The sequence below is a fragment of the Spiribacter halobius genome, assembly GCF_020883455.1.
Classification (GTDB): domain Bacteria; phylum Pseudomonadota; class Gammaproteobacteria; order Nitrococcales; family Nitrococcaceae; genus Sediminicurvatus; species Sediminicurvatus halobius.
Genome location: NZ_CP086615.1, coordinates 1603537 through 1630028 on the forward strand (window position 1 = coordinate 1603537; position 26492 = coordinate 1630028).

At 71.1% G+C, this 26492-nt stretch carries 26 protein-coding genes; 17 read left to right on the forward strand and 9 right to left on the reverse strand.

Annotation, left to right across the window (positions count from 1 at the left end):
* Positions 1-37: 37 nt before the first annotated feature.
* The 5 genes from LMH63_RS07280 to lexA all read right to left on the reverse strand — a co-directional run bounded on the left by LMH63_RS07280 (position 38) and on the right by lexA (position 4808).
* The gene (locus LMH63_RS07280) at positions 38-721 is read right to left on the reverse strand and encodes a nucleotide-binding protein (protein WP_109679730.1); all 684 of its coding nucleotides are present in this window, start codon (positions 719-721) and stop codon (positions 38-40) included.
* 63 nt (positions 722-784) lie between these two features.
* Complete coding sequence (locus LMH63_RS07285) at positions 785-1489, reverse strand: fumarylacetoacetate hydrolase family protein (protein WP_109679729.1); 705 nt, start codon at positions 1487-1489, stop codon at positions 785-787.
* Positions 1490-1603: 114 nt separating this feature from the next.
* Positions 1604-3034: a Y-family DNA polymerase gene (locus tag LMH63_RS07290; protein WP_109679728.1), complete on the reverse strand. Its 1431-nt coding sequence runs from the start codon at positions 3032-3034 to the stop codon at positions 1604-1606.
* A 178-nt stretch (positions 3035-3212) separates the two neighbouring features.
* Positions 3213-4151, reverse strand: coding sequence for a translesion DNA synthesis-associated protein ImuA (imuA, locus tag LMH63_RS07295; RefSeq protein ID WP_109679727.1), 939 nt, complete (start codon positions 4149-4151; stop codon positions 3213-3215).
* 30 nt (positions 4152-4181) lie between these two features.
* Positions 4182-4808, reverse strand: coding sequence for a transcriptional repressor LexA (lexA, locus tag LMH63_RS07300; protein WP_109679726.1), 627 nt, complete (start codon positions 4806-4808; stop codon positions 4182-4184).
* A gap of 290 nt (positions 4809-5098) precedes the next feature.
* Between lexA and relA the strand changes: the two genes are divergently transcribed.
* Positions 5099-7309 carry a GTP diphosphokinase gene (gene relA, locus LMH63_RS07305; RefSeq protein ID WP_109679725.1) on the forward strand — a complete coding sequence of 737 codons (2211 nt, stop codon included), beginning with the start codon at positions 5099-5101 and terminating at the stop codon, positions 7307-7309.
* A gap of 116 nt (positions 7310-7425) precedes the next feature.
* Here relA and LMH63_RS07310 read toward each other — a convergent pair whose 3' ends face one another.
* Both LMH63_RS07310 and LMH63_RS07315 read right to left on the reverse strand, forming a co-directional pair.
* Entirely contained in the window at positions 7426-7992 is a 567-nt protein-coding gene (locus LMH63_RS07310; RefSeq protein WP_109679724.1) for a 3'-5' exonuclease family protein, read from the reverse strand.
* A gap of 14 nt (positions 7993-8006) precedes the next feature.
* Entirely contained in the window at positions 8007-9104 is a 1098-nt protein-coding gene (locus LMH63_RS07315; protein WP_229332754.1) for a Glu/Leu/Phe/Val family dehydrogenase, read from the reverse strand.
* A gap of 47 nt (positions 9105-9151) precedes the next feature.
* Between LMH63_RS07315 and LMH63_RS07320 the strand changes: the two genes are divergently transcribed.
* The 6 genes from LMH63_RS07320 (at position 9152) to LMH63_RS07345 (ending at position 15444) form a co-directional block, all read left to right on the forward strand.
* A complete protein-coding gene (locus LMH63_RS07320; protein WP_158280449.1) occupies positions 9152-10759 on the forward strand; it encodes an ExeM/NucH family extracellular endonuclease in 1608 nt (535 codons plus the stop codon).
* A gap of 65 nt (positions 10760-10824) precedes the next feature.
* Positions 10825-11613, forward strand: coding sequence for an ABC transporter ATP-binding protein (locus tag LMH63_RS07325; RefSeq protein WP_109679722.1), 789 nt, complete (start codon positions 10825-10827; stop codon positions 11611-11613).
* A gap of 61 nt (positions 11614-11674) precedes the next feature.
* Positions 11675-12412 (forward strand): ABC transporter substrate-binding protein, encoded by a 738-nt coding sequence (locus tag LMH63_RS07330; RefSeq protein ID WP_109679721.1) that lies wholly within the window; start codon positions 11675-11677, stop codon positions 12410-12412.
* 49 nt (positions 12413-12461) lie between these two features.
* The gene (locus LMH63_RS07335) at positions 12462-13154 is read left to right on the forward strand and encodes an ABC transporter permease (protein ID WP_109679720.1); all 693 of its coding nucleotides are present in this window, start codon (positions 12462-12464) and stop codon (positions 13152-13154) included.
* Entirely contained in the window at positions 13151-13834 is a 684-nt protein-coding gene (locus LMH63_RS07340; protein ID WP_109679719.1) for an ABC transporter permease, read from the forward strand. Before LMH63_RS07335 ends, LMH63_RS07340 begins: the two co-directional genes overlap by 4 nt.
* 182 nt (positions 13835-14016) lie before the next feature.
* The gene (locus tag LMH63_RS07345; RefSeq protein ID WP_146205261.1) at positions 14017-15444 is read left to right on the forward strand and encodes a hypothetical protein; all 1428 of its coding nucleotides are present in this window, start codon (positions 14017-14019) and stop codon (positions 15442-15444) included.
* Here LMH63_RS07345 and LMH63_RS07350 read toward each other — a convergent pair.
* Both LMH63_RS07350 and cuyA read right to left on the reverse strand, forming a co-directional pair.
* On the reverse strand, positions 15441-16052 hold the full coding sequence (locus tag LMH63_RS07350) for a GNAT family N-acetyltransferase (RefSeq protein WP_109679717.1): 612 nt from the start codon (positions 16050-16052) through the stop codon (positions 15441-15443). The genes LMH63_RS07345 and LMH63_RS07350 overlap by 4 nt on opposite strands.
* Before the next feature lie 11 nt (positions 16053-16063).
* On the reverse strand, positions 16064-17077 hold the full coding sequence (gene cuyA / locus LMH63_RS07355; protein ID WP_109679716.1) for a D-cysteate sulfo-lyase: 1014 nt from the start codon (positions 17075-17077) through the stop codon (positions 16064-16066).
* A gap of 172 nt (positions 17078-17249) precedes the next feature.
* Between cuyA and LMH63_RS07360 the strand changes: the two genes are divergently transcribed.
* The 10 genes from LMH63_RS07360 to LMH63_RS07405 all read left to right on the forward strand — a co-directional run bounded on the left by LMH63_RS07360 (position 17250) and on the right by LMH63_RS07405 (position 26455).
* On the forward strand, positions 17250-18167 hold the full coding sequence (locus tag LMH63_RS07360) for a LysR family transcriptional regulator (RefSeq protein ID WP_158280448.1): 918 nt from the start codon (positions 17250-17252) through the stop codon (positions 18165-18167).
* Positions 18168-18453: 286 nt separating this feature from the next.
* Positions 18454-19335, forward strand: a complete 882-nt coding sequence (locus LMH63_RS07365) for an amino acid ABC transporter substrate-binding protein (RefSeq protein ID WP_109679714.1) — start codon at positions 18454-18456, stop codon at positions 19333-19335.
* Between the two features lie 76 nt (positions 19336-19411).
* Complete coding sequence (locus LMH63_RS07370; RefSeq protein WP_109679713.1) at positions 19412-20131, forward strand: amino acid ABC transporter permease; 720 nt, start codon at positions 19412-19414, stop codon at positions 20129-20131.
* A gap of 3 nt (positions 20132-20134) precedes the next feature.
* On the forward strand, positions 20135-20791 hold the full coding sequence (locus LMH63_RS07375; RefSeq protein WP_109679712.1) for an amino acid ABC transporter permease: 657 nt from the start codon (positions 20135-20137) through the stop codon (positions 20789-20791).
* Positions 20788-21516, forward strand: coding sequence for an amino acid ABC transporter ATP-binding protein (locus LMH63_RS07380; RefSeq protein WP_109679711.1), 729 nt, complete (start codon positions 20788-20790; stop codon positions 21514-21516). Before LMH63_RS07375 ends, LMH63_RS07380 begins: the two co-directional genes overlap by 4 nt.
* A gap of 33 nt (positions 21517-21549) precedes the next feature.
* On the forward strand, positions 21550-22806 hold the full coding sequence (locus tag LMH63_RS07385) for an aminotransferase class I/II-fold pyridoxal phosphate-dependent enzyme (protein ID WP_109679710.1): 1257 nt from the start codon (positions 21550-21552) through the stop codon (positions 22804-22806).
* 356 nt (positions 22807-23162) lie between these two features.
* The gene (locus tag LMH63_RS07390; RefSeq protein ID WP_109679709.1) at positions 23163-23783 is read left to right on the forward strand and encodes a LysE family translocator; all 621 of its coding nucleotides are present in this window, start codon (positions 23163-23165) and stop codon (positions 23781-23783) included.
* 9 nt (positions 23784-23792) lie between these two features.
* Positions 23793-24887, forward strand: a complete 1095-nt coding sequence (locus LMH63_RS07395; RefSeq protein WP_109679708.1) for a PA0069 family radical SAM protein — start codon at positions 23793-23795, stop codon at positions 24885-24887.
* Positions 24888-24956: 69 nt separating this feature from the next.
* Complete coding sequence (locus tag LMH63_RS07400) at positions 24957-25334, forward strand: DnaJ family domain-containing protein (RefSeq protein WP_109679707.1); 378 nt, start codon at positions 24957-24959, stop codon at positions 25332-25334.
* Positions 25331-26455: a phospholipase D-like domain-containing protein gene (locus LMH63_RS07405; RefSeq protein WP_109679706.1), complete on the forward strand. Its 1125-nt coding sequence runs from the start codon at positions 25331-25333 to the stop codon at positions 26453-26455. Before LMH63_RS07400 ends, LMH63_RS07405 begins: the two co-directional genes overlap by 4 nt.
* Positions 26456-26492: the final 37 nt, after the last annotated feature.

The following is a 26492-nucleotide window of genomic DNA, read 5'->3' on the forward strand; positions in this document are numbered from 1 at the left end:
GCCGGCTCCTCTTTCCGGTGCCGCCCCTTGTCCGCGCTCACAGTGGCCGCGGTGTCGGACTCAATCCGGAGCGCCCCTCCTCCAGCCAGCGGTACACCCGCCGCCAGTGGTGACGTTCCCGGGCGGCGCGGCTGTCGTTGAGCTCGTGGATGCCGCAGCCCTGGTCCGTGGCGTGGACATAGCCCTGGGAGTCGCGTAGCTGCGCCACCACCGGGATGTCCAGGCTGCCGAGGAAGCGCGTCAGGGCCTGGAAGGCCCGGGTATTGGCGCGCACCCGGTTGGAGATGATCCCCACCTGAACGCGGTCGCCGCGCACCTTGCCGATGAGGAAAAGATCGCGGACGAAGTCCGCCGCCGCAGAGGTATCGATGGGAGAGGGCAGCACCGGGATGAGGATCGCGTCCACCTGGCGGACGTGATCGAGGAAATCCTGCCGGTCGATGCTTGCCGGGGTGTCCACCACGATGCGGTCCGTCTCCGGCGGCACGCGGAGCTGCCAGCTGCGGGTCATGGTCAGCGGAGTGCGCTCGTAGGCGGTCACGCCATGAATCGGGGCGGCGTTGCCGTTGCGCAGCTTCAGCCAGTGGCTGCTGGAGTGCTGGGCGTCATAGTCGAAGAGCGCGGTGACATGGCCCTGCCGAGCGTAGTAGCTGGCAAGATTCGTGGCGATGGTGGTCTTGCCACAACCGCCCTTGGTGTTCATCACCACGATCCGACGCATTCGGCTTCTTGCCCGCCTCGATTGCCCCTGCCGGCGTCAGTCTACGGCATCGGGCGCTGACCTTCAGGCCGCGGGGCGCGTCAGCGTGACGTCGAGCTCGGCAACGCCCTCGAGCTGCCCATGCAGATGATCGCCGACACCGACTGCCGCGACGCCGGCTGGCGTGCCGGTGAAGATCAGGTCCCCCGCGGCCAGGCTGACCAGCGCCGAGAGCCTGGCGATGATCTGGGGCACCTTCCAGCTCATCTGCGCGAGATCGCCGTCCTGGCGCACCTGGCCGTTCACCGTCAGCTGGATACGCCCCCGCTCGGGGTGGCCGATCTCTGCCGCGGGTACCAGCTCGCTGCAGGGCGCGGCGCCGTCGAAGGCCTTGGCGAGCGCCCACGGGCGCCCGAGGCGCTTGGCCTCTGCCTGCAGGTCCCGCCGGGTAAAGTCGATGCCGAGGGCATAGCCGTACACCCGCTCCAGCGCTGCTTCCGCGGGGATGTCGCGGCCACCGTCGCCGAGGGCGACCACCATCTCCAGCTCATGGTGCAGATCGGCCGTCGCCGGGGGATAGGGGACATCGCCGCCACCGGGCACCAGGTCGCCGGGATTCTTCTGAAAGAAGAAGGGCGGCTCCCGGGTCGGGTCCTGGCCCATCTCCACCGCATGGTCGGCGTAGTTGCGGGCGACACAGTAGATGCGGCGCACCGGGAAACGCGCCGTCGTACCGCGCACGGGCAGGGCAGGGCGCGCCGGCGCCGGGGTAACGTATTCATTGGACATTCGGGAAGAATAACCGCAAAGGCGGGGAGTGCGCCAAGGCCGGGAGATTCGCGGCGGGGGTGCCGCTCCCACAGGCCTCGCCCAGGCACCGCGATGGGGCTGACCTGTCGTCGCTCAGGCGAACAGGCCGTGGAGGTACCAGCCGCGGTGGGCGCGGCGGTCGCGGTAGATCCAGAGGCGCTCGCCCTCGGGGTTGTGGGCGACGTAGTAGTCGCGGGCGGTGTCGGTGCCGTCCCACCAGCCGGACTCGATGCGCTCCGGGCCGTGCTCCAGCACCAGCGGACCGCGCCAGCGGGGGAGGCCGCCGGCGGTGCTCAGGGGCTCGGGCTGCGGCAGCAGCCACAGCGGCCGCTCCCCGGCGGTGGGTGCAGCGGCGCCGGCGCCGGGGCGGGCATAGCGCCAGGCCCGCTCCGGCCGGTGCTCCTCGTGGACAGCGAGCCCGCGCACCGTGCGTTCCCCGAGCCGGGCCGCCAGCGTCTCCACCAGCTGCTCCCAGCCTGCATCCGCCGGACCGCCGCGGTCACCGTCGAGCAGGTTGCCGGTCTCGGCGGCGAGGGCTTCCAGCGTGCCCGCGGCAAGCTCGATGGCAATGACCCCGGCGGGCAGCCGGACGCGCTCGAGCTGCTCGTCCAGCAGGGCGAGCAGGCGTGTGGCCTCCCGGGCCGGGGCCAGCAGGCCCACGGTCACCGGCGTTGCCGCCTGGTGCAGGTGCTCCAGCGTTACCCGGCAGGTTCGCACGCCGGCCCCCAGGCCCTGCAGGTAGCCGCAGAGCTCCTCGATGAGCTGGCTGAAGCCGGGGCGCAGCTGAGCGGCATGCGCCACCTCGGCGGTGAGCTCCAGGCGGCTGCGGAAGCGTGGTGGCGGCTGCCAGTCCCGCCGCGGGTCCGGCTGCTCGCCATAGGCACGGGCGAGCTGGCGCAGCAGCCCGGGGCCGAGGCGCCGGGCGATGCCGGCCCGGGGCAGCCGGTACAGCTCGCCCAGGGTCTCCACGCCTAGCCCCCGCAGGGCATCCTGCTGGCGCGCCTCCAGCGCCAGGGTCTCTACCGGCAGCCCGTCCAGGCGACCGGCCAGTTCACCGGTCTCCAGCACCGGCGTGGTCTCGCCGGCCCGGGCGAGTAGCCAGGCCGCTGTGGGGGTGGGGGCGATGCCCGTCTGCAGCCGGTGGCCGAGCCGGGCGGCGCCATCCCGAACCCGACCCATGAGCCGCTCCAGCCCACCGAAGTAGCGCAGGCTGCCGCCGATCTCGAGCAGAACCGCCGCGGGCGGCTGCAGGCTGACCCGGGGCGTGAACCGCAGCGACCAGGCGGCGAGCTGCTTCAGCGCCCGGGCCTCGCTGTCCCGGCGGCGCTCGCGATGGTGCAGCTCGGGCAGCAGCGCGCCCGCAGCGGCAAGGCTCATGCCCGGGAGCACGCCACCGGAGCGCGCGGCGGCGTTGACCGCAAGCACCTCGCGCCCCTCGGCCACGGCAAACGGCAGCGCCGCATCCGCGGCCCGGGTAAAGACCGTGAGCGGCAGCTCGGGTAGATACAGGCAGAGCCAGAGCATGGGGGGTGGCGTTGCTGTTGGCGCTCAGAGCTCCGGACAGGTCCGGGGATTCAACACAACGACACAAAGGACACAAAGATTCACAAAGAAAATCAGATTCTTCGTTGTGTAACTTTGTGTTCTTTGTGTCGTTGTGTTTCTTCCTTGGCCTGCTTCTCGGCCAGCGTCCCCACAGGGCCTAACGCAGGCGTTTCCAGAGGCGGGTGAGGCGGCCATCGCCTTCTGCCGGCAACAGGGTGGCCTGGGGGCGGCTGCCGGGGCGTGGGGGTGTGGGCAGGGGGAGGTCCATCTGCCCGGGGCGCTCCGGTGTGCCGTTGCGGGGCAGGGGGATGACCGGCGCCCGGGGGCGCAGGCCCGGAGCGTGGCCCGCCGCCGAACGGCCGCGGGCGCCCGGGTGATGTGCGGTGGTCTCTGTGGGACGTGGCAGCGGCGTGACCGGTGTGCGCGGGGCGGATGTCCCGGGATCCGGGGCCGCCGTCGGGGCGAGTGGCCCGGGATACAGGGTCAGCTGCTGGCGGCGGCCGCCGCGGCACTTGATCAGCTCGAGCTCGAGCTTGCCTTCCCTGGCCGGCGTCAGGTGCAGGCGCAGGGCGGCGGGCGAGCTCTCGGCCGCCGCGCTGGCCGGGCGGAACAGCAGCCCGAGGCTGTCCCCCGCCTCGGCGGCGAGCTGCAGGCGGCGGAGACTGCGGTCGTCGCAGCGGCGCGGCCAGGCGAGGACGGCGGCGCAGGTGCCGGCGCGCAGCGCCTGCTCCACGGACCACAGGGCGTCGCGGTGGCCAGGGGGGTGCACCAGCAGCAGCCGGGAAAGGTCGATGCCCTGGGCCGCGAGGGCTGGCGCGTAGGGCAGGTAGGGGGGCGCAATCAGCGCGATCCAGCGGCCCTCGCGAGAGAGGCGCGCCAGCGCCGGCATCAGCAGGCGCAGCTCGCCGATGCCCTGACGTTCGTGCAGGATCTCGGTGAGCGCGCCGGCGGGCAGGCCGCCGCCGGGCAGGGCAGTGTCGAGCTCCGGAAAGCCGCTGGGGATGTGGCGACCGCCGGAGAGGGGCGTGCTGACACGCTGCTCACCGGCCCGCCAGATACCCGGCTGGGCGAGAAGCTGATCCAGGGCGTTCTCCATGGCTGACCTCGATACGTCAGGGAGGTGCGCCTACAGCCCGGAGCGGATAACGCCCACTCCGATGCCCTCGATCTCGAGGGGTTCCTGCCGCAGGTCGACCTCGATGGGCCGGAAGTCGGCGTTCTCCGGCAGCAGGCGGACGAGATGGCCCTCACGCGAGAAGCGCTTGACCGTGACCTCGTCCTGCAGCCGGGCGACGACGATCTGGCCTTCCCTGGCCTCGTGGGTGCGGTGCACCGCGAGCAGGTCACCGTCGAGAATCCCCGCGTCCTGCATGCTCTGGCCGCGCACCTTCAGCAGGTAGTCGGCCGGAGGCGAGAACATCGAGGCGGTGACCTGGCAGTAGTGGTCCACATGGGCTTCGGCGAGCAGCGGGCTGCCGGCGGCGACGCGGCCGATCACGGGCAGGCCGCTCACCCCCTCCGCGGCTGGCTCTGCGGGGGGGTCCAGCAGCAGGCGGATGCCGCGGGAGGCGCCGCGCTGCAGACTGATCACGCCCTTGCGGGCAAGGGCGCGCAGATGCTGCTCGGCCGCGTTGGAGGAGCGGAAACCGAGCTCGCGGGCGATCTCGCTGCGGGTCGGCGGATAGCCGGTCTCGCGCAGGAAGCGCCGGATGAGCTCGAGAATCTCCTGCTGTCGGGCTGTCAGTTCCTGCATGTTTCCTCCGCAGGCCATCGCAACGGCGATGGGCCAGTGACTGTTAATTTATACAGTGCTGTATGGATGTGCAAGGGCGGTGAGTTGCAAGTGGCAAGTTTCAAGTTGCAAGCGAGAGGCGGCCGGGGCTCCGGCTCAGATCGCTGCCACAGGCCACTCCCCTTCCGGCTTGTCACTTGCAACTTGCCACTTGCAACTCGTGGCTTGCCACTTGCAACTCCGGACGACTCACGAACCCGGCAAAGCCTAGTAGAATCCGCGCGGATTCCGGGTCGTGAAATGGACGCGCGATGGTACATGTGACCGGCGAGCTCGAGGACGTCAGCGAGCAGCAGCTCGACTTCGATGCCTGGACCGCCCGCCTGCCCCTGAAGCTGGAGCCCGAGGAGCGCGCGCGTCTGGCCCGTGCCTGGGAGACGGCGGAGCGTGTCTACGGCGACACCCGCCGTGAGGCAGGGGATACCTGCTTCGGCCATGCCCTGTCCGTCGCCAGCGTGCTGGCGGCACTGCGCCTCGACACGGACACGCTGATCGCCGGCCTGCTGCACGATCTGCCCTGGCACGAGGGCCCGGATAGCGAACAGCTCGCCCGCGAGTTCGGCGAGGACGTGTCGGTGCTGGTGGACGGCTGTGCGCGGATGGGCGTGGTGAGCGAGCTGCATGCCCGACCTGCCGGCGGCGAAAGCGGCGAGCGCGCCGAGGCGCTGCGCAAGATGCTGCTCGCCATGGCGCGGGATATCCGCGTGGTGTTCCTGGTGCTCGCCGAGCGCCTCCACGACATGCGTGTGCTCAAGCACCGCCCGCCGGAAGTCCAGCAGCGCATGGCGCGGGAGACCATGGATCTCTATGCGCCGCTGGCGAACCGGCTCGGCATCTGGCAGCTGAAGTGGGAGATGGAGGATCTCTGCTTCCGCTTTCTCGACCCCGTCACGTACAAGCGCATCGCCCGTCTGCTGGCCGAGAAGCGCGTGGACCGCGAGCGCTACATCGCCGAGATGCAGGAGCGGCTAGAGAGCGCGCTGAGGGAGGCCGGGATCGAGGCCGAGGTCACGGGGCGGCCCAAGCATATCTACAGCATCTGGCGAAAGATGCAGCGCAAGGGCCTGGGATTTCACGAGCTTTTCGATATCCGGGCGTTTCGCGTGCTGGTGGACACCGTGCCCCAGTGCTACGCCGCCCTGGGTGTGGTGCACAGCCTCTGGCAGCCGATCCCCCGTGAGTTCGACGACTACATCGCCAGCCCCAAGGAGAACCACTACCGCTCGCTGCACACGGCGGTGGTGGGGCCGTCGGGGCGTACCGTCGAGGTGCAGATCCGCACCCGCGAGATGCACCAGCAGGCGGAGCTCGGCATCGCCGCGCACTGGCGCTACAAGGAAGGCCGCGGCCAGGACCCGGCCTTCGACGCCAAGGTCGCCTGGCTGCGGCGCCTGCTGGAGGCCGGCACGGACGAGAACGCGGAGGAGGACATCCTCGACCGCTTCAAGGCCGAGGTGTTCGAGGACCGGGTCTACGTCATCACCCCGCAGGGTGACGTCGTCGACCTCCCGCGGGGCGCGACGCCGCTGGACTTCGCGTATCACGTGCACAGCGAGGTCGGCCACCGCTGCCGCGGCGCCAAGATCAACGGGCGCATCGTGCCGCTCACCCAGCCGCTGCAGAACGGCGATCAGGTGGAGATCCTCACCGCCCGCATCGGCCATCCGAGCCGCGACTGGCTCAATCCGGGGCTGGGTTACCTCGTCACCCCGCGGGCCCGGGCCAAGGTTCGTGCCTGGTTCCGGCAGCAGGACCACGACAAGAACGTCGCCGAGGGGCGTGCGATCCTGGAGCGGGAGCTGCACCGCCTGGGGCTCGCGGAGGTCAACCTGGAGCGCCTCGCGGCGCGCTCACGCTTCCCGCGCCTGGAGGAATTCCTGGCCGCCATCGGCCGGGGCGACGTCACCGGTGGCCAGATCGCCGGCCTGCTGAGCGACCAACTGCTGCCTGCGCAGGAGTCCGCCGAGGACATGCTCACCCGCCGGCGCGGTGCCGGCGAGGAGCGGGGTGGTGAGGACGACGTCACCGTCTACGGCGTCGGCAACCTGCTCACGCGCATGGCCCGCTGCTGCCAGCCGGCACCGGGGGACGACATCGTCGGCTTCATCACCCGCGGCGAGGGGGTCAGCATCCACCGGCGCGACTGCGCCAACGTCCAGCGGCTGGAGGAGAAAGCTCCGGAGCGGCTCATCGAGGTCAGCTGGAGCCGTCGCACCGAGCGGCACTACCCGGTGGACGTGCTGGTGGAGGCCTATGACCGCCAGGGCCTGATCAAGGACATCTCCGCCCTGCTCAGCAACGAGCACATCAACGTCACCGCGGTGAACACCCGCACCGACCCGGACGACCAGCAGGCCCGCATGACCCTCACCCTCAACGTCGCCGACGTCGGCCAGCTGAGCCGGGTGATGGAGCGCATCGCGGGGCTGCGCAATGTGCGCGACGTGCGCCGCGTCGGCTGATGCCGACGCGGCGCACGTCCGGCGCGAGTTCAAAGTGCGAAGTTCAAAGTTCAAAGGGTGAAAAAGCCGTGCCCTCGCGGAGGGATACTTTGAACTTTGAACGTGTAACTTTGAACTCAACGTGCTCCGGGCCGCGTCGCGGCCCGGAGCACGTTGCAGAAGAGCGCCCCCTGCTCGATGGCATCGTCCAGCGCGACGTGGGTGTGGGGCAGGTCATCGAACCAGTCGCGGGGCAGGGTGTGCTTGACGGTGCGCCGGTACTCGCGGCCGAGCACCGCCATGGCGTAGGTCTTGATGTCGATGGCGCTGAAGCCGAACGGGTTCTCGCCGGTGAAGCGCAGCAGGTACCAGGCGATGAACATGAAATCGAAGGACGCCGGGTAGCCGACGAAGACCGGGCGGCCGGGCAGCCTGCGCAGCCAGTCCCGATAGCGGGGCATGGCCTGCTCCGGTGCCTCCGGATCCTGCCGGCAGGCGATCCACGCCTCGCCCTGGGTCTGCCACCAGGCGGCGGTGTCGGGATGGGCGGCGGCCCCTGGAAGGCAGCGCAGGTTCGCGCTGAAGGTATCGATGAGGGTCTTGTCGCGATCGTACACCGCCGAGCCGAAGGACAGCATGCTGTGGAGCCCCGGGGCCGGGCCGTCGGCCTCGATGTCGGTGGAGACGTAGAGCTCTCGTGCCATCGCGGGTTCGCCACTCACCGCGCGCCGGCGCGGAAGCGCTCCTCGGCCAGCCGGTCCGCGACGGTGCCCGTCGGCAGCCCTTCCGCGTCGGCACGCCGGAAGATGATGTCCAGCGTGCGGGGAATCCGCTCGATGTGCCGGCGCACACTCGCCGCGTCGTAGTCCCCCAGATGCTCGAAGGCGACGTCGATGATGCCGCCGGCGTTGATGGCGTAGTCCGGTGCGTAGAGGATGCCGCGCCGGCGCAGGGCTTCGTCCTCCGCCGGGCTGTCCAGCTGGTTGTTCGCCGCGCCGGCCACCACGGCCACCCTGAGGGCTGCCACGGTGGACGCGTTCAGCACGCCCCCGAGGGCGCAGGGGGCGAGGACGTCGGCCGGCTCGGTGGCGATGTCCTCCGGGGCCACCGGGCGGGCGTCGAGCTCGCGCACGGCCCGCGCGACGCGCTCGCCATCGATGTCGCTTACCTGCAGCCTGGCACCGGCGGCGCGAAGCTGCTCGGCGAGGCGCCAGCCCACGGCGCCGAGGCCCTGGACGCTCACCGTGAGCCCTTCCAGGCCGCGCCCCAGACGGTGCGCCACGGCCACCTGCAGTCCGAGGAAGACGCCGTACGCGGTGGCCGGGGACGGATCGCCGCTGGCAATGCCCCCATCGAGACCGCGCCGTTCCCGGATACCTGTGACATGGGGTGTTTCCTGCGCCACGGTGCGCAGGTCGGCGACCGTGGTGCCGGAGTCTTCGGCGGTGACGTAGCGCCCGCCGAGGCTGTCGATCAGCCGCCCCAGCGCCGCCAGCAGAGCGGGGGTCTTGTCCCGTCCCGGGTTCGCCATGACCACGGCCTTGCCGCCTCCCACCGGCAGCTCGGCGAGGGCGGATTTGTAGGTCATGCCCCGGGAGAGGCGGAGGACGTCCCGCAGCGCAGCCGCCTCGCCGGCATAGGGGAACACCCGGCAGCCGCCCATCGCCGGCCCGCGGTGGGTGTTATGGATGGCGATGATGGCGCGCAGCCCCGCCGCCGTATCGCTGCCGAAGACCACCTGCTCGTGGCCGTCGAAATCCGGATGGCCGAAGATCTCCATGGCGTCGCCCTGCCGCGGGATGGTGCGGCGTACCATGCCATAATCCCGGCCGCATGCGCTGCGGAACCAGGGAGGGCAGGCGAGTGACACGGCGCTTCGGCGGATGCGGGCTAGTGCTGGCGCTGCTTCCGGCCGTGGCGGCGGCGGATTGCGGCGAGCCCGCGACCCCGCTCGCCGCGGTGCGGGGCGCGGGTGAGGCGCCGCTGCCCCCAGGGCGGATGGTGACGGTGGAGGCGACGGTCACCGGCAGCTTCCCGGGTGGCGACGGGCTCGACGGGTTCTACGTGGAGTCTGCCACCGAGCCCCGGGCCGGGGTGTTCGTCTACGCGCCGGAGGTGGACGCCGACGCCGCTCCCCGCAGCGCCGAGCGCTGGCGCATCCGGGCGCGTACCGGGCGCTACCGCGGGCGCATCCAGCTGGAGTCGGCCGAGGCACTGCAGCGCTGCGGCACCGCCAGCCTGGAGCCCGCGCCTCTGCGCCTGCCGGCCGCCGCAGGCGAGCTGGCCGGCCACAGTGACCGGCTGGTGCGCCTCGAGGGCGCGCTCGTGGTCACCGATGCCTGGGACCTGGCCCGTTACGGCAGCCTGGCCCTTGCCAGTCCGCAGCGGCGCATGCACCCGGCCAACGGCACGGCGGGGGGCGAGCCGGCCGGCGTGATCCTGGACGACGGCAGCTACCGGCGCGGCCCCGAGCCGATCCCCCACCTCGATGCCGAGGGGACCCGCCGCCTCGGCAGCCGGGTCGAGTCGGCCGTCGGTGTGCTGACCCGGGCCTTCGGCGCCTGGCGGCTGCACCCGGTGCAGCCGGTACGCTTCCGCGATGACAATCCGCGCCGCCTGGCGCCGGTGCGCGAGCCGGGCGCGCTGCGGGCGGTGAACTTCAACCTGCGCAACTACTTCCTCGACCGCGCCGGCCGCGGGCCCGACACCCCGTCGGGTTTCGAGCGCCAGCGCCGGCGGCTCGCGGCCAGCCTCGAGGCCCTCGACGCCGACGTCCTCGCCCTGCACGAGATCGAGAACCGCCCCGCGGTGGTGCGGGACCTGCTGCGCCTGGTCAATGCGGGCCGGGACGAGGCCCGGCGCTACGCCGCCGCCGCGGCGGCCATGGACCGCCGTGGCGTCATCCGCAGCGCGCTGCTCTACCGGCCGGCGCGCCTCACGCTCGAGTCCGTTCGTCTGGATGCTGCGCGGGTCCACGACCGGCCTCCGGTGATCGCCGATTTCCGTGACCCGGACGGCCAGCGGCTGCGCGTCGCCGCGGCACACTTCAAATCCCGTGGCGGCTGTCCGCAGGCGGGCGACGTGGACCGGGGCGAGGGCTGCTGGGCGCAGCGGCGCCGGGCACAGGCCGACGCCCTCGCCGATGCCCTGGCGGCGGACGGTCCGGCGCCGGTGCTGCTGCTGGGGGACCTCAACGCCTATCCGGCGGAGCGCGCGCTGGCCCCGCTGCGCGCGGCCGGACTGGTGGACCTGGTCGCCCGCGAAGTGCCGGCCCCGCGCCGCTACACCTACGTCTACCGGGGCGCGGCCGGGTATCTGGACCACGCGCTGGCGAGTCACGGGCTCGCCGGGCGCGTGGCGCGGGTCGGCATCTGGCATGTCAATGCGGACGAGCCGCCGTTCCTCGCCGATCGGGGCGACGGGGTCTGGCGAGCGTCGGACCACGATCCGGTGGTCGTGGACCTGCGTTAGGCAAGGCCGGCCGGCGCTGCTAATCTGCCGGTTCCGTGGAGCGGGCGGACGGGGATCATCGGCGCATGAGCACGGCGGCGCTGGAGCTGCACAACATCCACAAACGCTTCGGCGAGCTCGAGGTGTTGCGCGGCATCGACCTCACTGCGATGCGCGGGGACGTCATCGCCCTGATCGGTGCGAGCGGCTCCGGCAAGAGTACCCTGCTGCGCTGTATCAATCTGCTGGAGCCGCCGAACGAGGGCCGGATCCTCTTCGACGGCGAGGAGCTCGCCCTGCGCCGCTCGCGGGAAGGCACACTGGTCGCGGCCGATTCCCGACAGATCACCCGCTTGCGCGCCGGGGTCGGGTTCGTGTTCCAGAACTTCAACCTCTGGCCGCACATGAGCATTCTGCAGAATGTCATCGAGGCGCCGATGCAGGTGCTCGGGCGCAGCCGGCGCGAGGCGGTGGCGGAGGCCGAGGCGCTGCTGGAGAAGGTTGGGCTCGCGGACAAGCGCGACAGCTACCCGGCGTTCCTCTCCGGTGGCCAGCAGCAGCGTGCGGCCATCGCCCGGACGCTCGCCATGCACCCGAAGGTGATCCTCTTCGACGAGCCCACCTCCGCGCTGGACCCGGAGCTCGTGGGCGAGGTGCTGGGCGTGATCCGCCAGCTGGCCGAGGAGGGGCGGACGATGCTGATCGTCACCCACGAGATGCGCTTCGCCCAGGAGGTGGCGAGCCAGGTGGTGTTCCTGCATGAGGGCCGCATCGAGGAGCAGGGGCCGCCGGAGGCGGTATTCGGCGCGCCGCGCTCCGAGCGCTGCCGGGCATTCCTCGCGAACCACCTGGCCGTGTCCGCCGCCACGGGCTGAGTAACGGCTTCACCACACCCACGCCGGCGGGGTGCCGGCACTGACGGCGAGGAGACCGACAATGATGAGAAAGCTGCTCCTTGGGCTGCTTCTGGGCCTCGCGGCGACGCCGCTGGCCGCCCAGGACACCCTGCGCATCGCCACCGAGGGCGCCTATCCGCCCTTTAACTTCATCGACGCCTCCGGCGAGGTGAAGGGCTTCGACGTCGACCTGGCCCGCGCGCTCTGCGAGGAGATGGGCGTGGAATGCGAGCTGGTGACCCAGGACTGGGACGGCATCATCCCGGGCCTGATCGCCGGGCGCTACGACGCCATCATCGCCTCGATGTCCATCACCGAGGAGCGCCAGCAGGCAGTGAGCTTCAGCGAGCCGTACTACTCCAACAAGCTGCAGTTCATCGCGCCAAAGTCGAGCGACTTCAGCCCCGACGAGCTCGCCGGGCTCACCATCGGCGCCCAGCGGGCCACCATCGCTGCGCAGTGGCTCGAGGACAACACCGAAGACGTCAGCATCCGGCTCTACGACACCCAGGAGAACGCCTATCTCGACCTCGAGAGCGGGCGCCTGGACGCCGTGCTCGCAGACGTCTACGTGAGCTATGAATGGCTCGAGAGCGAGGCCGGCTCGGATTACGAGTTCAAGGGCGATCCGGTCTACGACGACGACAAGATCGCCGTGGCCGTGCGCAAGGGTGACGAGGCGCTGGCGCGCCGCTTTAGCGAGGCCATCGAGGCCCTGCGTGAGGACGGCACCTATCAGGAAATCAACGCCAAGTACTTCCCCTTCGACATCTACTGACGGCCGCCGCCGGCGCCCGGGCTGAGCCGGGCGCCGGCGGTCCCATTCCATGGATCTTCAGGGATTCGGCACACAGCTCGCTTCGGGCACCTGGGTGACCGTCCAGCTGGCGCTCGCCGCCATGGCCTGTGCCATTGTGCTGGGCCTGCTCGGCGCCGGCGCCAAGGCGTCGCCGGTGGCGCCGCTGCGCTGGCTCGGCACGTTCTATACCGGCACCGTGCGCGGGTTGCCGGAGTTGCTGGTGATCCTGCTGGTCTATTTCGGAGCCGCGCGGGTGCTCAACGCCGCGGCGGGGGCCCTGGGGCACGACGGCTACGTGGAGCTGTCGCCGTTCGCCGCCGGCGTGGTGGCGCTCGCCTTCAACTACGGCGCCTATATGACGGAGGTCTTCCGCGGGGCGCTCGCCACCATCCCCCGCGGCCACATCGAGGCCGGGCAGGCCCTCGGCCTCGGCCGGCGGGTGATCTTCCGGCGCATCGTGCTGCCGCAGGTCTGGCGGGTGGCGCTGCCTGCCACCGGCAACATCTTCCTCGCCCTGCTCAAGGACACCGCGTTGGTCTCCGTGATCGGGCTCCAGGACCTGATGCGCGAGACCGCCATCGCCGTCGGCTACAGCAAGCAGCCCTTCACCTTCTACCTGGCAGCGGCGTTCATCTACCTCGGCCTCACCGCGCTCGCCACCGCCGGCATCCATCTGCTGGAGCGTCGCACCGCCCACGGCATGAGGACGCTGCAGGGATGAACTGGCAGGTCATGATCGACAGCCTGCCGCGCCTGCTGGAAGGGGCGTGGCTGACCCTGGAGCTGGTCTTCGTCTCGGGGGTGCTGGGGTTGATGCTCGCCGTTCCCATGGCGATGGCGCGGGTGTCGCACCGGCTCTGGCTGCGGGTGCTGCCCTGGCTGCACATCTACTTCTTCCGCGGCACGCCGCTGCTGGTGCAGATCTATCTGGTCTACTACGGGCTGGGGCAGTTCGAGGCGGTGCGGGAGTCGCTGCTCTGGCCGTACCTGCGGGAGGCGTACTGGTGCGCCATCATCGCCTTCACGCTGAATACGTCGGCCTACACCGCGGAGATCCTGCGCGGGGCGCTGCAGGCGGTGCCGGGCGGGGAGGTGGAGGCGGCGCGCGCCCTCGGCATGCGCCCGGGCACCGTCTGGCGGCGGATCCTGCTGCCGCGGGCGTTCCGTATCGCGCTGCCGGCCTACAGCAACGAGGTCATCCTGATGCTCAAGGGCAGCGCGCTCGCCAGCACCATCACCCTGATGGACCTCACCGGCGTGGCCCGCACCATCATCGCCCGCACCTATACCCCGCTGGAGCTCTTCCTCGCCGCCGGTGTGCTCTACGTGGTCCTGGCGTTCCTGATCCTTGGCGGTTTCCGCCTGCTGGAGCACCGGCTCTCGCGTCACCTGCGCGCCTGAGGGCCGTCCGGAGTTCGCCGAGGCGCGGCGCGAACCGGGGGCGGCTTCGCTTTTCGTGCGCGGGTCCACGGTCCTGATGGCCGCTGCCGCGGGACGATGCCGGCATTGGGGGCCGTTGCGGGAGTGCACGTCGCCTGCCGCGCGCCAGCCACGGCGTGGGGTGGGTGGCGATATTGGGGGTGATGCAAGGGGCACTGGGGACACGCCGCTGGACGGGAGCACCGGCGCTGCTCGCCGGTTGGCTGCTGGCCGGCTGTGCCGGACCGGCCTCGCTCGCCGACGCGGAGCACGGCAGGTTGCCGGACGGCCATTCGGCGCCGGCGGTGGCAGAGCGCCCGGCCGGCCGACCGGCGGCGGAGCTGACACTGCCGGCGCTGGCCGGCGGGGCTGTGCCCGACGCGGCGCCGGCGCCCCTGCGCTCGAAGCTCTCCGGGATGCCCGCGGCGGCACCCGAGGCGGCTGCGGGCCTGCGGGTTCACGAGGACGGCGAGCGCACGCGCGGCCTCGCGCTGCAGGGCGCCCGCGACGGGGCGCTCGGCCGCCTGGCCCTCGAAGCGGCCTACACCCAGCGCGGGGGCATGCCGGCCGGTCCCGGGCAGACCGGCGGGGTCACCGGTGTGTGGGCGGGGGCGCTGGCGGTCGAGGCCCTGGAGCGCCGCCTTAGCCTGCACGCCGAGTACGCGCTCAGCCAGCACGATGCGCGGTCCGGCGAAGAGCCCGGGGAGGCTGCCACCGGCGAGGCGGGGGACCTGCGCCTCGCCTGGCGGCACGAGGCTGGCGCCGCCGTCGCCGCGCCGCGCTGGAGCGTCGCCCTGGAACAGAGCATGGCCGAATCCGCCTTTCGCGGCTTCGGTACGAGGCCGCGCGCCGGCGTGCGCGTCCGCCGCGTGGTGGGGGAGCTCGACTGGGGCCGGCTGCAGGCGCGGCTCGCGCGCGAGCTGCAGGCGGACGGGCTCGCGGGTACCGAGGCCTCGCGCCGGTTGCTGGACCTCTCGCTGCACTACCGGGGCGCATCGCCGAGCCGACTGCCGTTCGCGGACTGGCTGTTCCCGGCACCGCGCTACCGTCTGGACCTGCGGCGCACCCTTGTCGCCGACTCGGCGGCGGTGCCGGTCACCGCGACCGCCGAGGCGGTGTTTGGTCGCGGTGGCTGGCAGTGGGGGCTGTGGCATCGGCGCGAGTATCGGAGCGGCGCCGCCGGGAAGGCGGCACCGCCCGGCAGAGAGCGCACGCGGCTTCGGCTGGCGCTGCCGCTGGCCGGTGGCCTCACGCTGCGGCCAGCCGTGGAGCGGGTGTCCCGGCGACCCGCCGTCGGGGCGCCCACGCTGCGGTACTGGCACGGCGCACTGACGGCGGAGCTGACGGTTCTGCCGCGACGCCTGCGAGGCCATCTACGGCTGCATGCCCGGGAGCGGCAGGACCGGAGCGCGCCGCGCGTCGGCGGGCTGACCGGTGGACTGGACTGGACGCTGCCGGCCCTGCCGGGCCGCCGGCCGCGGATCGCGCTCAAGCTGGACGGCGGCGTGGAGCGGCGTGATCCACCAGCGGGAGACTCGACGCGCCATCATTACCAGGCCAGCGCCGCGCTGGAGGTGGCCTGGGGCGACTAGCCCCAGGGGAGACTGACGCGGCTGCCCGCGGTCGCCGGCAGCAGGCCCAGGTGGCGCGGGTCGGTGACCCATTCCAGGCGGCAGGCGAACGGCCGGAAGCCCCGCCGGCGGTAGAAGGCGAGGGCGCCGGGGTGGTCTTCGCTGCAGGTGTGCAGCCAGACGCGCCGGACGCCGGCGCTGGCAGCGGCGTGCAGCGCCGCGCCAAGCAGCGCGCAGCCAAGGCCCCGGCCTCCCTGCTCCGGCGTCAGCCCACAGTGCAGGATCTCGGCATCGAGCGGAGCGCGCAGCAGCAGCTCGCAGAAGCCCACCAGGCGGCCGCCTGCGCGGGCGGCCCAGAGCCGATGGCCCGGGTCGGCCAGATCGCGGGCGAGAGCGCCGGTGCCCTGCTGCAGGCGCCCGTGCCAGAGCCACGGATCCCCCACCCGGCGGTACAGGCCAAGGTAGGCGTCCGGGTCGGGTCGCCAGGGCCTCACGGCGGCGGTTCCGGGCGGCGCAGCGCCCGCGGGGTCCCGCTCCAGGCAGATCACGCGGGAGAGGTAGCGCCGGCGGGGGACGTCGGCGCGGCGGCTGTGCGGCTGGGCGATCCGGCGCTCGAGCGTGGGATTCACGGGCGTTGTGCTTACCCGCCGGACTCCGCATCCAGCAGATTGACGGCATAGCCGAACAGAGCGGCGCTGCCGCCGGTATGCAGGAACACCACGTTCTCGCCGTCGCCGAAGTGCCCGCGCCGGATGAGGTCGATGAGCCCCGCCATCCCCTTGCCCGAGTACACCGGATCCAGCAGCAGCCCCTCCAGCCGGGCGGCCAGCGATACGGCCTCCTGCATGCCGGCCGTGGGCACGCCGTAGCCGCCGCCGACGTAGTCGCAGTTGGCGCGTACGTCGGCGGCGGTTACGGCCCCCGGGATTTCCAGGTGCTCGGCGGTGCGCTCGGCCAGGGCGAGGACGTTCTCCTCCTGCTGCTTGCGCGGGGCGCGCACGCCGATGCCGAGCACCGGGATGCGGGTGCGGGCACCGGCCAGGCCGGTGACCAGGCCCGCCTGGGTACCGGCGCTGCCGGTGGCGTGGACCACGTGATCGATCCGCAACCCCTGATCATTGGCCTGACCGAGGAGCTCCAGGGCGGCGTTGACGTAGCCCAGAGCGCCGATCTCGTTGGAGCCGCCGCCGGGGATGATGTAGGGGCGCCGGCCCTCGGTGCGGAAGCGCTCCGCGGCCCGGGACAGGGCGGCCACCATGTCGGTACCGCCCTCATGGCGCTCGATGCTGGCGCCGTGCAGCCGGTCGAGCAGCACGTTGCCGTTGTCCTGGTAGTCCCGGTCCGCGCGCCCGGTGCGGTTCTCCAGCAGGATGTGGCAGTCGAGTCCCAGGCGGGCGGCGGCCGCGGCGGTCTGGCGGGCGTGATTGGACTGGGTCGCCCCCTGGGTGATGACCATGTCCGCCTCGTGGCGGCGGGCGTCGGCCATCAGGAACTCGAGCTTGCGCGTCTTGTTGCCGCCGGTGCTGAGGCCGGTGCAGTCGTCGCGCTTCACCCACAGCTGCGGGCCGCCAAGGTGGGCGGACAGCCGCGGCATGGGCTCGAGGGGGGTGGGCAGATGGGCGAGACGAACACGTGGATAGCGGGCCAGATGCATGGCGGACTCCTCCCGGGCTTCCCCCGGCGCTGGCGCGGGCCGGGTCGTCAGGCCGAAGCTACTGCGTCGGGGTGGGTCGCGGCCAATGCGGGATATGTTCGTTCCATAAAGAAAGGGCATGACGCATCATGCGGGCTGGCCGCAGCCCTCGCATCGCCATGGAGCCTGGAGCATGAAACTCGCCTGGCTGGAGGATTTCCTCGCACTCCTCGACTGCGGCACCTTCTCCGCGGCGGCGCAGCGCCGCAACGTCACGCAGCCGGCATTCTCGCGCCGCATCCGCATGCTCGAGGACTGGCTCGGCGTGGCGCTCGTGGACCGCAGTGCCCACCGCTTCACGCCCACCGCCACCGCCCGGCGCTTCGAGCGAGAGATGCGCACGCTGGTGGGCCGCACCCACGAGCTGCGTACCCGAATGCGCGCCGATACTCTCGACGAGCGCCGGCTGACGGTGACCACCCCGCACACGCTGATGGTGACGCACCTGCCAGTGTGGCTGCATCGGTTCCAGGGCTGGCAGCCGGAGACCGCCTTCCTGGTGCGCACGGGCAACTCGGAGGAGTGTGTGCGCCAGCTCGAGCGCGGCGATGCCGATCTGATGATCGGCTATGAGGCCGAGTCGGTGGCGGCGGTCAGCGAGGGCGCCATGGCGACGCTCGAGCGCGCCCCCTTGTCGGTGGAGTATCTGCTGCCGGTGGTGGCGCAGGGGGAGGGGAGCGCCGCCATCGGTGCCGACCGCATGCCGCTGCTCGCCTATCCCGCCGAGAGCTTCCTCGGGCGGGTCGTGCGCCGGCACTGCCTGCCGGCCCTGACGGGGCAGCTGGAGCCGGAGATCGTCTGCGAGTCGGCGTTCGCCGCGGGGCTCAAGGCGATGTGCCTTGCCGGCCTCGGGGTGGCCTGGCTGCCAAGCTCGCTGGTGGCCCAGGAGCTGGCCCGCGGGGCGCTCGACTCGCTCGCGCCCCGGCTGCCGGCGCCGGCCCTGGAGGTGAGCGCGCTGCGGCTGCCCGAGCACGTCAACCCGGCGCTGCCGGAGCTCTGGCGGCGGCTCGCACGCAGGCACGGTAACCCACCACCCGGCCAGCCCGGATAGCTCACCGATTCGCAAAGCGAACGCGTGGAGATGCCGGCCCGCCCGCCAGATACTTGCTCGCAACCGCGGATCGGTGAGCTATCCGGGCTGGCGCGCATCCGGGGTCCGCTGCCGGTAGCGTCCCCCGCCCGATGCCGTTTCTTTATCGCCCCTCCAGAACTCGGCATTGGCAGTGCCCGGGGCGGGTACTAGCCTGCTAGAGAGGGTCCGCGATCGGCGGTGTCCGGGGGAACGGCCGGGCCGCCGCGAGCGAACCCGCATCACCCAAGACGGAGGGTTGGCAGAAATGAGAACACAGCACCTCGTAGCCGGCATCGCTGGCCTCGTCATCGCCTGCGGCATCGGCAGCCCGGCCGTCGCCCAGGAGTTCCAGGAGACCCTGCAGCGCATCAAGGACCGCGGCACCATCAACATCGGCCACCGCGAGGCCTCGGTGCCGTTCGCCTACATCGGCGAGGAGGGCGACGAGCCCATCGGCTACACCATCGATATCTGCCTCAACGTGGTGGATCGCATCGAGGAAGTGATCGGCGTCGACGAGCTCGAGATCAACTGGGTGGCGATCAATCCGCAGACGCGGATTCCGCTGATGGCGAACGGCACCACCGACATGGAGTGCGGCTCGACCACCAACAACTTCACCCGCCAGCAGCAGGTGGACTACGCCTACACCACCTACATCACCGGCACCCGGCTGCTGACCAAGAAGGACAGCGGCATCGAGAACGTCGAGGACCTCTCCGGCAACGTCATCGCGCTTGCCCAGGGCACCACCAACGAGCGGGTGGTCAAGGAGGCGATCGAGGAGCGCGATATCGAGGACGTGGAGGTGCTCTCGGTGGCGGACCATGATGAGGGCTTCCTTGCCCTGCAGACGGACCGCGTGGATGCCTACTCCACCGACGACATCCTGCTCGCCGGACTGATCGAGAAGGCGCGCAATCCGGACGATTACCACATCGTCGGGGACATGCTGTCTTTCGAGCCCTACGCCATCATGGTGCCGAAGAACGACAGCGAGTTCCGGCGCGTGGTGAACATGGAGCTCGCGGAGCTCTTCCGCAGCGGCGAGATCTACGACATCTACGACAAGTGGTTCCCGCCCATGGGCGTGCCGCTGTCCGACATGCTGGATTACGCCTTCAAGGTCCAGGCGGTGCCGGAATAAGGCCCGGTTCCACCGAAACGGCGCCGGGGCCCGGCACGGGTCCCGGCGCGTTTCCTAGCGAGGGCGTGCAAGCACCATGAACTACAGCTGGAACTGGGGCATCCTCTTCCAGGAGCCATACTTCGGCTGGCTCATCTCGGGCACCGGCTGGACCCTGGCGGTGGCGAGCGCGGCCTGGATCATCGCCTTCGTGGTCGGCTCGGCCATCGGCATTCTCCGCACCACGCCGAGCCGCCTCGCCCGCGGCTTCGGTACCGCCTACGTCGAGCTCTTCCGCGGCATTCCGCTGCTGGTGCAGCTCTTCCTCTGGTACTTCGTCGTGCCCGAGCTGGTGCCTCATGAGCTGGGCATGTGGATGAAGCGCGACATGCCCAATCCCGAGTACACCACGGCGGTGATCTGCCTCGGCCTCTACACCGCCGCGCGGGTGGCCGAGCAGGTGCGCTCCGGGATCGAGTCCCTCGGGCGCGATCTGGTCTACGCCGGGCTCGCCATCGGGTTGACGCCGCTGCAGAACTATCTCTACATCCGGCTGCCGATCAGCTACCGCATCATCATTCCGCCGCTCACCTCGGAGTTCCTGACGATCTTCAAGAACTCCGCGCTGGCGCTGACCATCGGCGTGCTGGAGCTCACCGCCCAGGCCCGCCAGATCGAGAACTACACCTTCCAGGGCTTCGAGGCGTTCACCGCGGCGACGGTGATCTATCTCGTCATCACGATGCTGGTGGTATTCATCATGCGCATCATCGAGCGCTACACGAAGGTGCCGGGTTTCGGCGCGGGTGCCCGGTAGGCCATGGCGGACTTCGACTATCAGGTCATCATCGACTCGCTGCCCTTCCTGTGGCGCGGGATGCAGCTCAGCCTGCTGCTTACGGCGCTGGCCCTGTGCATCGGGTTCGCCTGGGGCACGGTGCTCGCCATCATGCGCGTCTGGGGACCGGCACCGATCCGCTGGTTCAGCGCGGTCTACGTCAACGTCTTCCGCTCGATCCCGCTGATCCTGGTCATCTTCTGGTTCTACTTCCTGGTGCCGCTGGTCACCGGCGAGTCCGTGGGGCAGTTCCAAAGCGCGCTGATCGCCTTCGCGCTGTTCGAGGCCGCCTACTACGCCGAGATCATGCGAGCCGGGTTCAACTCCGTATCCCGCGAGCAGTACTACGCCGGGCAGGCCATCGGCCTGACCTATCGGCAGAACATGCAGTACATCATCCTGCCGCAGGCGTTCCGGAACATGATCCCGGTGCTGGTGACCCAGGCCATCATTCTCTTTCAGGACACCTCGCTGGTGTACGTCGTCGCGCTGCGTGATTTCATGACCTCCGCCAGTGTGGTCGCGAGCCGCGAGGGGCGCCTGGTGGAGATGTACACCTTCGCGGCCCTCGTCTATTTCGTCATCTGCTTTTCGGGCTCCATGTTCGTCAAGCGCCTGCAGAAGAAGACGGTTTCATGATCGAGATCGAGCACGTCAGCAAGTGGTTCGGTGACTTTCAGGCCCTCAAGGACTGCTCGCTGAATGTGGAGCAGGGCGAGGTGGTCGTCGTCTGCGGGCCCTCGGGCTCCGGCAAGAGCACGCTGATCAAGTGCGTCAACGCCCTCGAGCCGGTGGACGAGGGGCGCATCGTGGTCAACGGCATCGAGGTGACCACCCGGCGCACCAACCTGCCCAAGGTGCGGGCGAAGATCGGCATGGTGTTCCAGCACTTCGAGCTGTTTCCGCACAAGACCGTCATCGAGAACGTCACGCTCGGCCAGATCAAGGTGCTGAACCGCAGCGCGGAAGAAGCCCGCGAGAAGGGCGAGCAGCTGCTGGAGCGGGTCGGGTTGGCTGACCAGGCGGAGAAGTACCCCGCGGCGCTGTCCGGCGGTCAGAAGCAGCGGGTGGCAATCGCCCGTGCGCTGGCCATGGACCCGGTCGCCATGCTCTTCGACGAGCCTACCTCGGCGCTGGATCCGGAGATGATCTCGGAGGTGCTGGACGTGATGGTGCAGCTCGCGCAGGAGGGCATGACCATGATCGTGGTCACCCATGAGATGGGCTTTGCCAGCAAGGTGGCCCAGCGCGTGGTGTTCATGGACCAGGGCGAGATCGTCGAGGTCCAGGAGACCGATCGCTTCTTCAAGCGCCCGGAAACGGACCGCGCACAGTACTTCCTCTCCCGCATCCTCCACGAGTGAACGCCTCAGCCACCGCCCGGGGAGGGCGTGACGATGGACACGGATTCCTTCGGTAACCCGCTGGCGGCGGGTCTGCCCTATGCTCGGGGCCGGATTCTCCGCAGCACCGAGGACGACCTCACCAAGCTGCGCCATGCCTGGACGCTGATCGAGCGCCGCCTGGCCGCGGGTGCCGGGGTTTTCAACTTCACCGGTCTCGAGCGCGGCTTCCACGCGGGCGCGGACGAGGTGCTGGACGACGAGCTGGCGCCGGCCCGGCATGCGCAGCGCCTCGCCGTGCTCGCCTGCGAGCACCTGGGCGGCGACCCCGGGCGCCATGACGTCATGCTGTTCAACCGCCAGACCGCGGCGCTGATGGCGGCCATGCTCTGCCTGGCGGAGCGTGGCGATACCATCATCGGCGTCTCGCCGACCTACAGCCATCCGTGCATCGCCCGCGGTGCCGGTCAGGTCGGTGCGCGCTACCTGGACGTGGTCGGCAGCGAGGGGCTGCGCCGGGCGCTGCGCGAGGCGGACGGCGTGTCCCTGGTGGTTCTGACCCGCCTGGCGGTGAGCTACGAAATCCTGCCCGAGGAGGAGCTGCGGGAGATCGTCACCCTGGCGCACCGCCATGGCGCGCGGGTACTCCTGGATGACGCCGGCGGCGCCCGCGTCGGCCCCGCGCTGTTCGAGCAGTCGCGATCACTGGAATACGGCGTCGACGTGGCGTCCACCGGGCTCGACAAGTACGGGACCGTGGGCCCGCGGCTCGGCCTGATGGTGGGCGAGCGCGACCTGGTGGCGCGGATCCGCGCCTTCGCCTTCGGCTTCGGCCTGGAGGCCCGGCCGATGCTGTATCCGGCCGTCGTGGCTTCCCTGGCACAGTACCGGCCGGCCCGGGTGCGGGAGCTGGTGGCCGCGACGAAGGGCGTTGCCACGGCGCTGCGCGGACGGCTTGGCGCGCGCGTCTCCGAGACCCCGATCATCGCGCTGTTGCGGGGCGAGGATATCCTGGAGCTGGCACTCGAGCGTGCCGGGCTTGCGGCCACCCGCGTCGTGCCGGTGGAGGCGACGGCGGCGCTGGCGATGACGCTGCTGCGCGAGCATGGCGTGCACACTGTGCATCTCGCGGCCATCCCGCCGGGAACCTCCGCGCTGCTGATCAAGTTCGTGCCACCGGAAACCCTGGAGCGCTTCGGCGGCCCGGACGCCCTGGCGGCCGCCATCGACGAGAGCATAAGCAGGGTGGCGACGCTGCTCACCGACGAGGCCGCCCTGCGGGCGGCGATTCTCGGTCCCGACGCGGAGTAGGTACTAATCGTTTCGGAAGTGTTGTCAGGTCTCAGCGGGCCTGTGCGCCGCGGCGGCAAGGCGCGAGCCGCGCAGTGTAGCCGGGCTACATAAGCGGCGAGCAACGCAGTCCGCCGCGGCGCACAGCCTCGCCCTGCGGGAGCCCCGGAGCGGGCCGGCGTCGGCGTTGCGCTCGCTTGACGTGGAATCACCACGCCGGCGCTCCCGTGCCTTGCCGCCGGCCCGCTCCGGGGCTCTGAGACCTGACAATACTTCCGAAACGATTAGTAAGCGCCGGCCAGCGCCGTCGGGCCTCCGCAAGCCCCCGGCACTCCGGTATCATCGGACGACGGCGTGGGATGCGTTGAGGGCGCGCGGTGAGTCTGGAGAGCTGGTTCCTGTTCCTGGCGGTGAGCCTGGTCCCGGCGATGTCGCCCGGGCCGGCGGTGGTGCTTGCGCTCAGCAACAGCCTGCGCTTCTCGCCGCGGGCGACGCTCTGGTCCGCGCTCGGCAACGCGCTCGGGCTGCTGGTGCTCGGTGCCGCCGTGACCCTCGGCCTCGGGGGGCTGATCGCGGCCTCGGCGAGCGCCTTCACCGCGCTGAAGCTCCTGGGCGCAGCCTACCTCGTCTACCTCGGCGTGCGCATCTGGCGGCGTGGCGCCGGCGAGATGGAGTGCCGGGTGACCGCCGGCGCGGCGCGTCCCGGACGTCTGTTTCGGGAGGGGTTGCTGGTCGCGGTGACCAACCCCAAGGCGATGATCATTCTGGTGGCCCTGCTGCCGCCGTTCCTGGACAGCAGCGCGGCGGTGTGGCTGCAGGGCAGCATCCTGTCGCTTACCTATGCCGTTCTCTGCTTCCTCAACCACATGCTGGTGGCGATCTGCGCCGAGCCGCTGCGGCTCGCCCTGCGCAGCCCGCGGGGCCAGCGCATGCTGCGGCGCGGCCTGGGCGGGACCTTCGTCGGTGTGGGCGCGGCGCTGGCGGCCTCCGGGCCCTGAGGGCAGGGCGTGAGCGAGGGGCGTGCGCCGCTGCCGCCCCGGCCGCAGCGCGGCCGTGGCGCCGTGAGCAACCGCGAGGGGCGTTTCGCCCGTCAGCGGCACGAGCCCCTGGACAGCGACTGGTCCGACCCCGCCGGCGAGGTGCCCGAGTCCTCGCCGCGGACCACGGTGGCTGAGGATCGCTCGCGCCGGGTCATCACCTACAACCGCTCGCCGGATATCGGCTTCGACCGCTCGCTGAATCCCTACCGGGGCTGCGAGCACGGCTGCATCTACTGCTATGCCCGGCCGAGCCACAGCTATCTGGACCTCTCGCCGGGGCTCGACTTCGAGACGCGGCTGTTCCAGAAGCCGGATGCGCCGGAGCAGCTGGCGCGGGAGCTGCGGGCCGAGGGCTACCGGCCGGCGCCCATCGCGCTGGGTGTCAACACCGATGCCTGGCAGCCGGTGGAGAAGCGGCTGCGGCTCACCCGGCGCATCCTCGAGGTGCTGCTCGCGTTCCGCCACCCGGTGCGCGTGATCAGCAAGTCCGTGCTCATCGAGCGCGATCTCGACCTGCTGGCAGCGCTCGCCGAGCAGGGGCTGGTGACGGCGGACGTCAGCGTCACGACCCTGGACGATGAGCTTAACCGGCGCCTGGAGCCCCGCGCCGCTGGCGGCCGCCGCCGCCTGGCGATGATCCGTCGCCTGGCCGCCGCCGGCGTGCCCACCAGCGTGCTCATGGCGCCGGTGATCCCCGCTCTCAACGACCATGAGATCGAGTGTGTCCTCGAAGCCGGCGCCGAGGCGGGCGCAGCGGCGGCGAGCTACGTCATCCTGCGGCTGCCCCACGAGGTGGCGCCGCTGTTCGAGGAGTGGCTGGAAACCCACTACCCGCAGCGCGCCGCCCACGTCCTGAGTCTCGTCAGCCAGCTGCACGGCGGGCGCACCTACCGCGCCGAGTTCGGCAGCCGCATGCGTGGCAGCGGCGAGCTGGCGACGCTGATTGCCCAGCGCTTCAATGTGGCCCGGCGCCGCCACGGCCTCGCCGAGAGCCTGCCACAGCCGCGCTGCGACGCCTTCCAGCCGCCGCCGGCGGCAGGCGATCAGCTGGGCCTGTTCTGAGCCCCCGCGGCATTCCGATACCGGCGCGGCCTGCGCTATGCTGGAGTGCCGCGAGCGCGGAGGTGCCCCATGAACCCCTTGCTCGAGCTGGCCGAAAGGCGGATTCAGGAGTCCCTGGAAAGGGGCGAGCTGGATGATCTCCCCGGGCAGGGCAGGCCGCTGGCGCTGGACGACGACAGTGGGGTACCCGAGCACCTGCGAGCGGCCTACCGCGTCCTGAAGAACGCCAACTGCCTGCCGCCGGAGCTAGCCGAACAGCAGGAGATCCGGCGCCTCGAGGATCTCCTCGCCCACGTCCACGAGCCGCAGGGGCCCGAGGCCGCGGCGGCCCGCCAGCGGCTGCTCGTGCTGCGCCTGTCCGTGGAGCGCCACAGCGGTCGTCCGCTGCGGACGGTGGCGGGCTACCAGGAGCAGCTGGCGGAGCGCCTGTCCGGATCCCGCGAATGAGCGGCGGCGACGTCTCCGGCCTGCACGGTGACCGCCGGCGCTCGGCGGTCACCGCGGCGTTTCCCAAGGAGGTGTTCACCGAGGGCGACGAGCTCTACGGTCGCATGCTGGCCGAGATCGGCGCGGCGCGCCGTGAGGTCTGCCTCGAGACCTACATCTACTGCGACGACGCGGTCGGCCGCCGTTTCGCCCGGGCCCTGGCCGAGCGCGCGGAGGCCGGCGTGCGCGTGCGCCTGCTGGTGGATGCGTTTGGCTCGCTTGGCTGCTTCCCCCGGGCGCTGGAGGACGAGCTGCGGCGAACGGGCGTGCGGGTACGCCGGTTCCACCGCTGGCAGTGGCGGAATCCGCTGCGCTACAACCGCCGGGACCACCGCAAGCTCCTGGTGGTGGACGGGCAGGCCGCCTACCTCGGCGGTTTCAACATTCATGCCGAGAGCTCGCGGCGGGCGGTGGGGGAGCGCCGCTGGCGCGATACCCACGTGCGCTTCGCGGGGGCGCTGGCGCGTGATGCCGCGGAGCAGTTCGACCTTTTCTGGTACCGCCGCTGGCGGCGGCACCAGCCCCTGCGCCTGCCGGCGACGGATGTCCTCGCCGGCAACCACAACGCCTATGCCCGCCGGCGCCTGCGCTATTTCATCGACGATATCCTGGAGACGGCGCGCCGCCAGGTCTGGCTGACCACCCCCTACTTCGTTCCCGACCACGCCATGCAGCGCCGGCTGGTGGAGGCCGCGGGTCGCGGCGTCGACGTGCGCATCCTGGTACCGGGCAAGAACGACATCCGGCTCGTGCGCTGGGCCTCCCATGCGGCCTACGCGCGGCTGCTCGGGGGCGGCGTGCGGCTGTTCGAGTACCGACCCCGCCTTCTGCATGCCAAGACGGTGGTCGCGGACGGCGAGTGGAGCATGGTCGGCACGGCGAATCTCGACTACCGCAGCTTCCGCGACAACTACGAGCTCAATCTGATCTCCTCGGACCCGGCCCTGTGTGCCCGGCTCGAGGAGAGCTTCCGCGCGGATCTGCGCGAGAGTATCGAGGTCCATCCGCGGCGCTGGCAGGAACGGCACCGCCTGGAGCATCTCGCCGAGGCGGTGGGGTGGTTCGCCCGGCGCTGGCTGTGAGCGCTGCGCGTTGACACCCACCGGCGCGAACCTGCTA

Excerpts from the sequence above, each read along its gene's own strand:
- LMH63_RS07385 (WP_109679710.1), top strand. The coding sequence starts at position 21,550 with ATGGACACGGATTCCTTCGGTAACCCGCTGGCGGCGGGTCTGCCCTAT.
- LMH63_RS07330 (WP_109679721.1), top strand. The coding sequence starts at position 11,675 with ATGATGAGAAAGCTGCTCCTTGGGCTGCTTCTGGGCCTCGCGGCGACG.
- LMH63_RS07285 (WP_109679729.1), bottom strand. The coding sequence starts at position 1,489 with ATGTCCAATGAATACGTTACCCCGGCGCCGGCGCGCCCTGCCCTGCCC.
- LMH63_RS07325 (WP_109679722.1), top strand. The coding sequence starts at position 10,825 with ATGAGCACGGCGGCGCTGGAGCTGCACAACATCCACAAACGCTTCGGC.
- LMH63_RS07335 (WP_109679720.1), top strand. The coding sequence starts at position 12,462 with ATGGATCTTCAGGGATTCGGCACACAGCTCGCTTCGGGCACCTGGGTG.
- LMH63_RS07375 (WP_109679712.1), top strand. The coding sequence starts at position 20,135 with ATGGCGGACTTCGACTATCAGGTCATCATCGACTCGCTGCCCTTCCTG.
- LMH63_RS07290 (WP_109679728.1), bottom strand. The coding sequence starts at position 3,034 with ATGCTCTGGCTCTGCCTGTATCTACCCGAGCTGCCGCTCACGGTCTTT.
- LMH63_RS07380 (WP_109679711.1), top strand. The coding sequence starts at position 20,788 with ATGATCGAGATCGAGCACGTCAGCAAGTGGTTCGGTGACTTTCAGGCC.
- LMH63_RS07310 (WP_109679724.1), bottom strand. The coding sequence starts at position 7,992 with ATGGCACGAGAGCTCTACGTCTCCACCGACATCGAGGCCGACGGCCCG.
- LMH63_RS07345 (WP_146205261.1), top strand. The coding sequence starts at position 14,017 with ATGCAAGGGGCACTGGGGACACGCCGCTGGACGGGAGCACCGGCGCTG.
- relA (WP_109679725.1), top strand. The coding sequence starts at position 5,099 with ATGGTACATGTGACCGGCGAGCTCGAGGACGTCAGCGAGCAGCAGCTC.
- LMH63_RS07370 (WP_109679713.1), top strand. The coding sequence starts at position 19,412 with ATGAACTACAGCTGGAACTGGGGCATCCTCTTCCAGGAGCCATACTTC.
- LMH63_RS07280 (WP_109679730.1), bottom strand. The coding sequence starts at position 721 with ATGCGTCGGATCGTGGTGATGAACACCAAGGGCGGTTGTGGCAAGACC.
- LMH63_RS07340 (WP_109679719.1), top strand. The coding sequence starts at position 13,151 with ATGAACTGGCAGGTCATGATCGACAGCCTGCCGCGCCTGCTGGAAGGG.
- LMH63_RS07365 (WP_109679714.1), top strand. The coding sequence starts at position 18,454 with ATGAGAACACAGCACCTCGTAGCCGGCATCGCTGGCCTCGTCATCGCC.
- LMH63_RS07400 (WP_109679707.1), top strand. The coding sequence starts at position 24,957 with ATGAACCCCTTGCTCGAGCTGGCCGAAAGGCGGATTCAGGAGTCCCTG.
- LMH63_RS07405 (WP_109679706.1), top strand. The coding sequence starts at position 25,331 with ATGAGCGGCGGCGACGTCTCCGGCCTGCACGGTGACCGCCGGCGCTCG.
- LMH63_RS07360 (WP_158280448.1), top strand. The coding sequence starts at position 17,250 with ATGAAACTCGCCTGGCTGGAGGATTTCCTCGCACTCCTCGACTGCGGC.
- lexA (WP_109679726.1), bottom strand. The coding sequence starts at position 4,808 with ATGCAGGAACTGACAGCCCGACAGCAGGAGATTCTCGAGCTCATCCGG.
- LMH63_RS07315 (WP_229332754.1), bottom strand. The coding sequence starts at position 9,104 with ATGGTACGCCGCACCATCCCGCGGCAGGGCGACGCCATGGAGATCTTC.
- imuA (WP_109679727.1), bottom strand. The coding sequence starts at position 4,151 with ATGGAGAACGCCCTGGATCAGCTTCTCGCCCAGCCGGGTATCTGGCGG.
- cuyA (WP_109679716.1), bottom strand. The coding sequence starts at position 17,077 with ATGCATCTGGCCCGCTATCCACGTGTTCGTCTCGCCCATCTGCCCACC.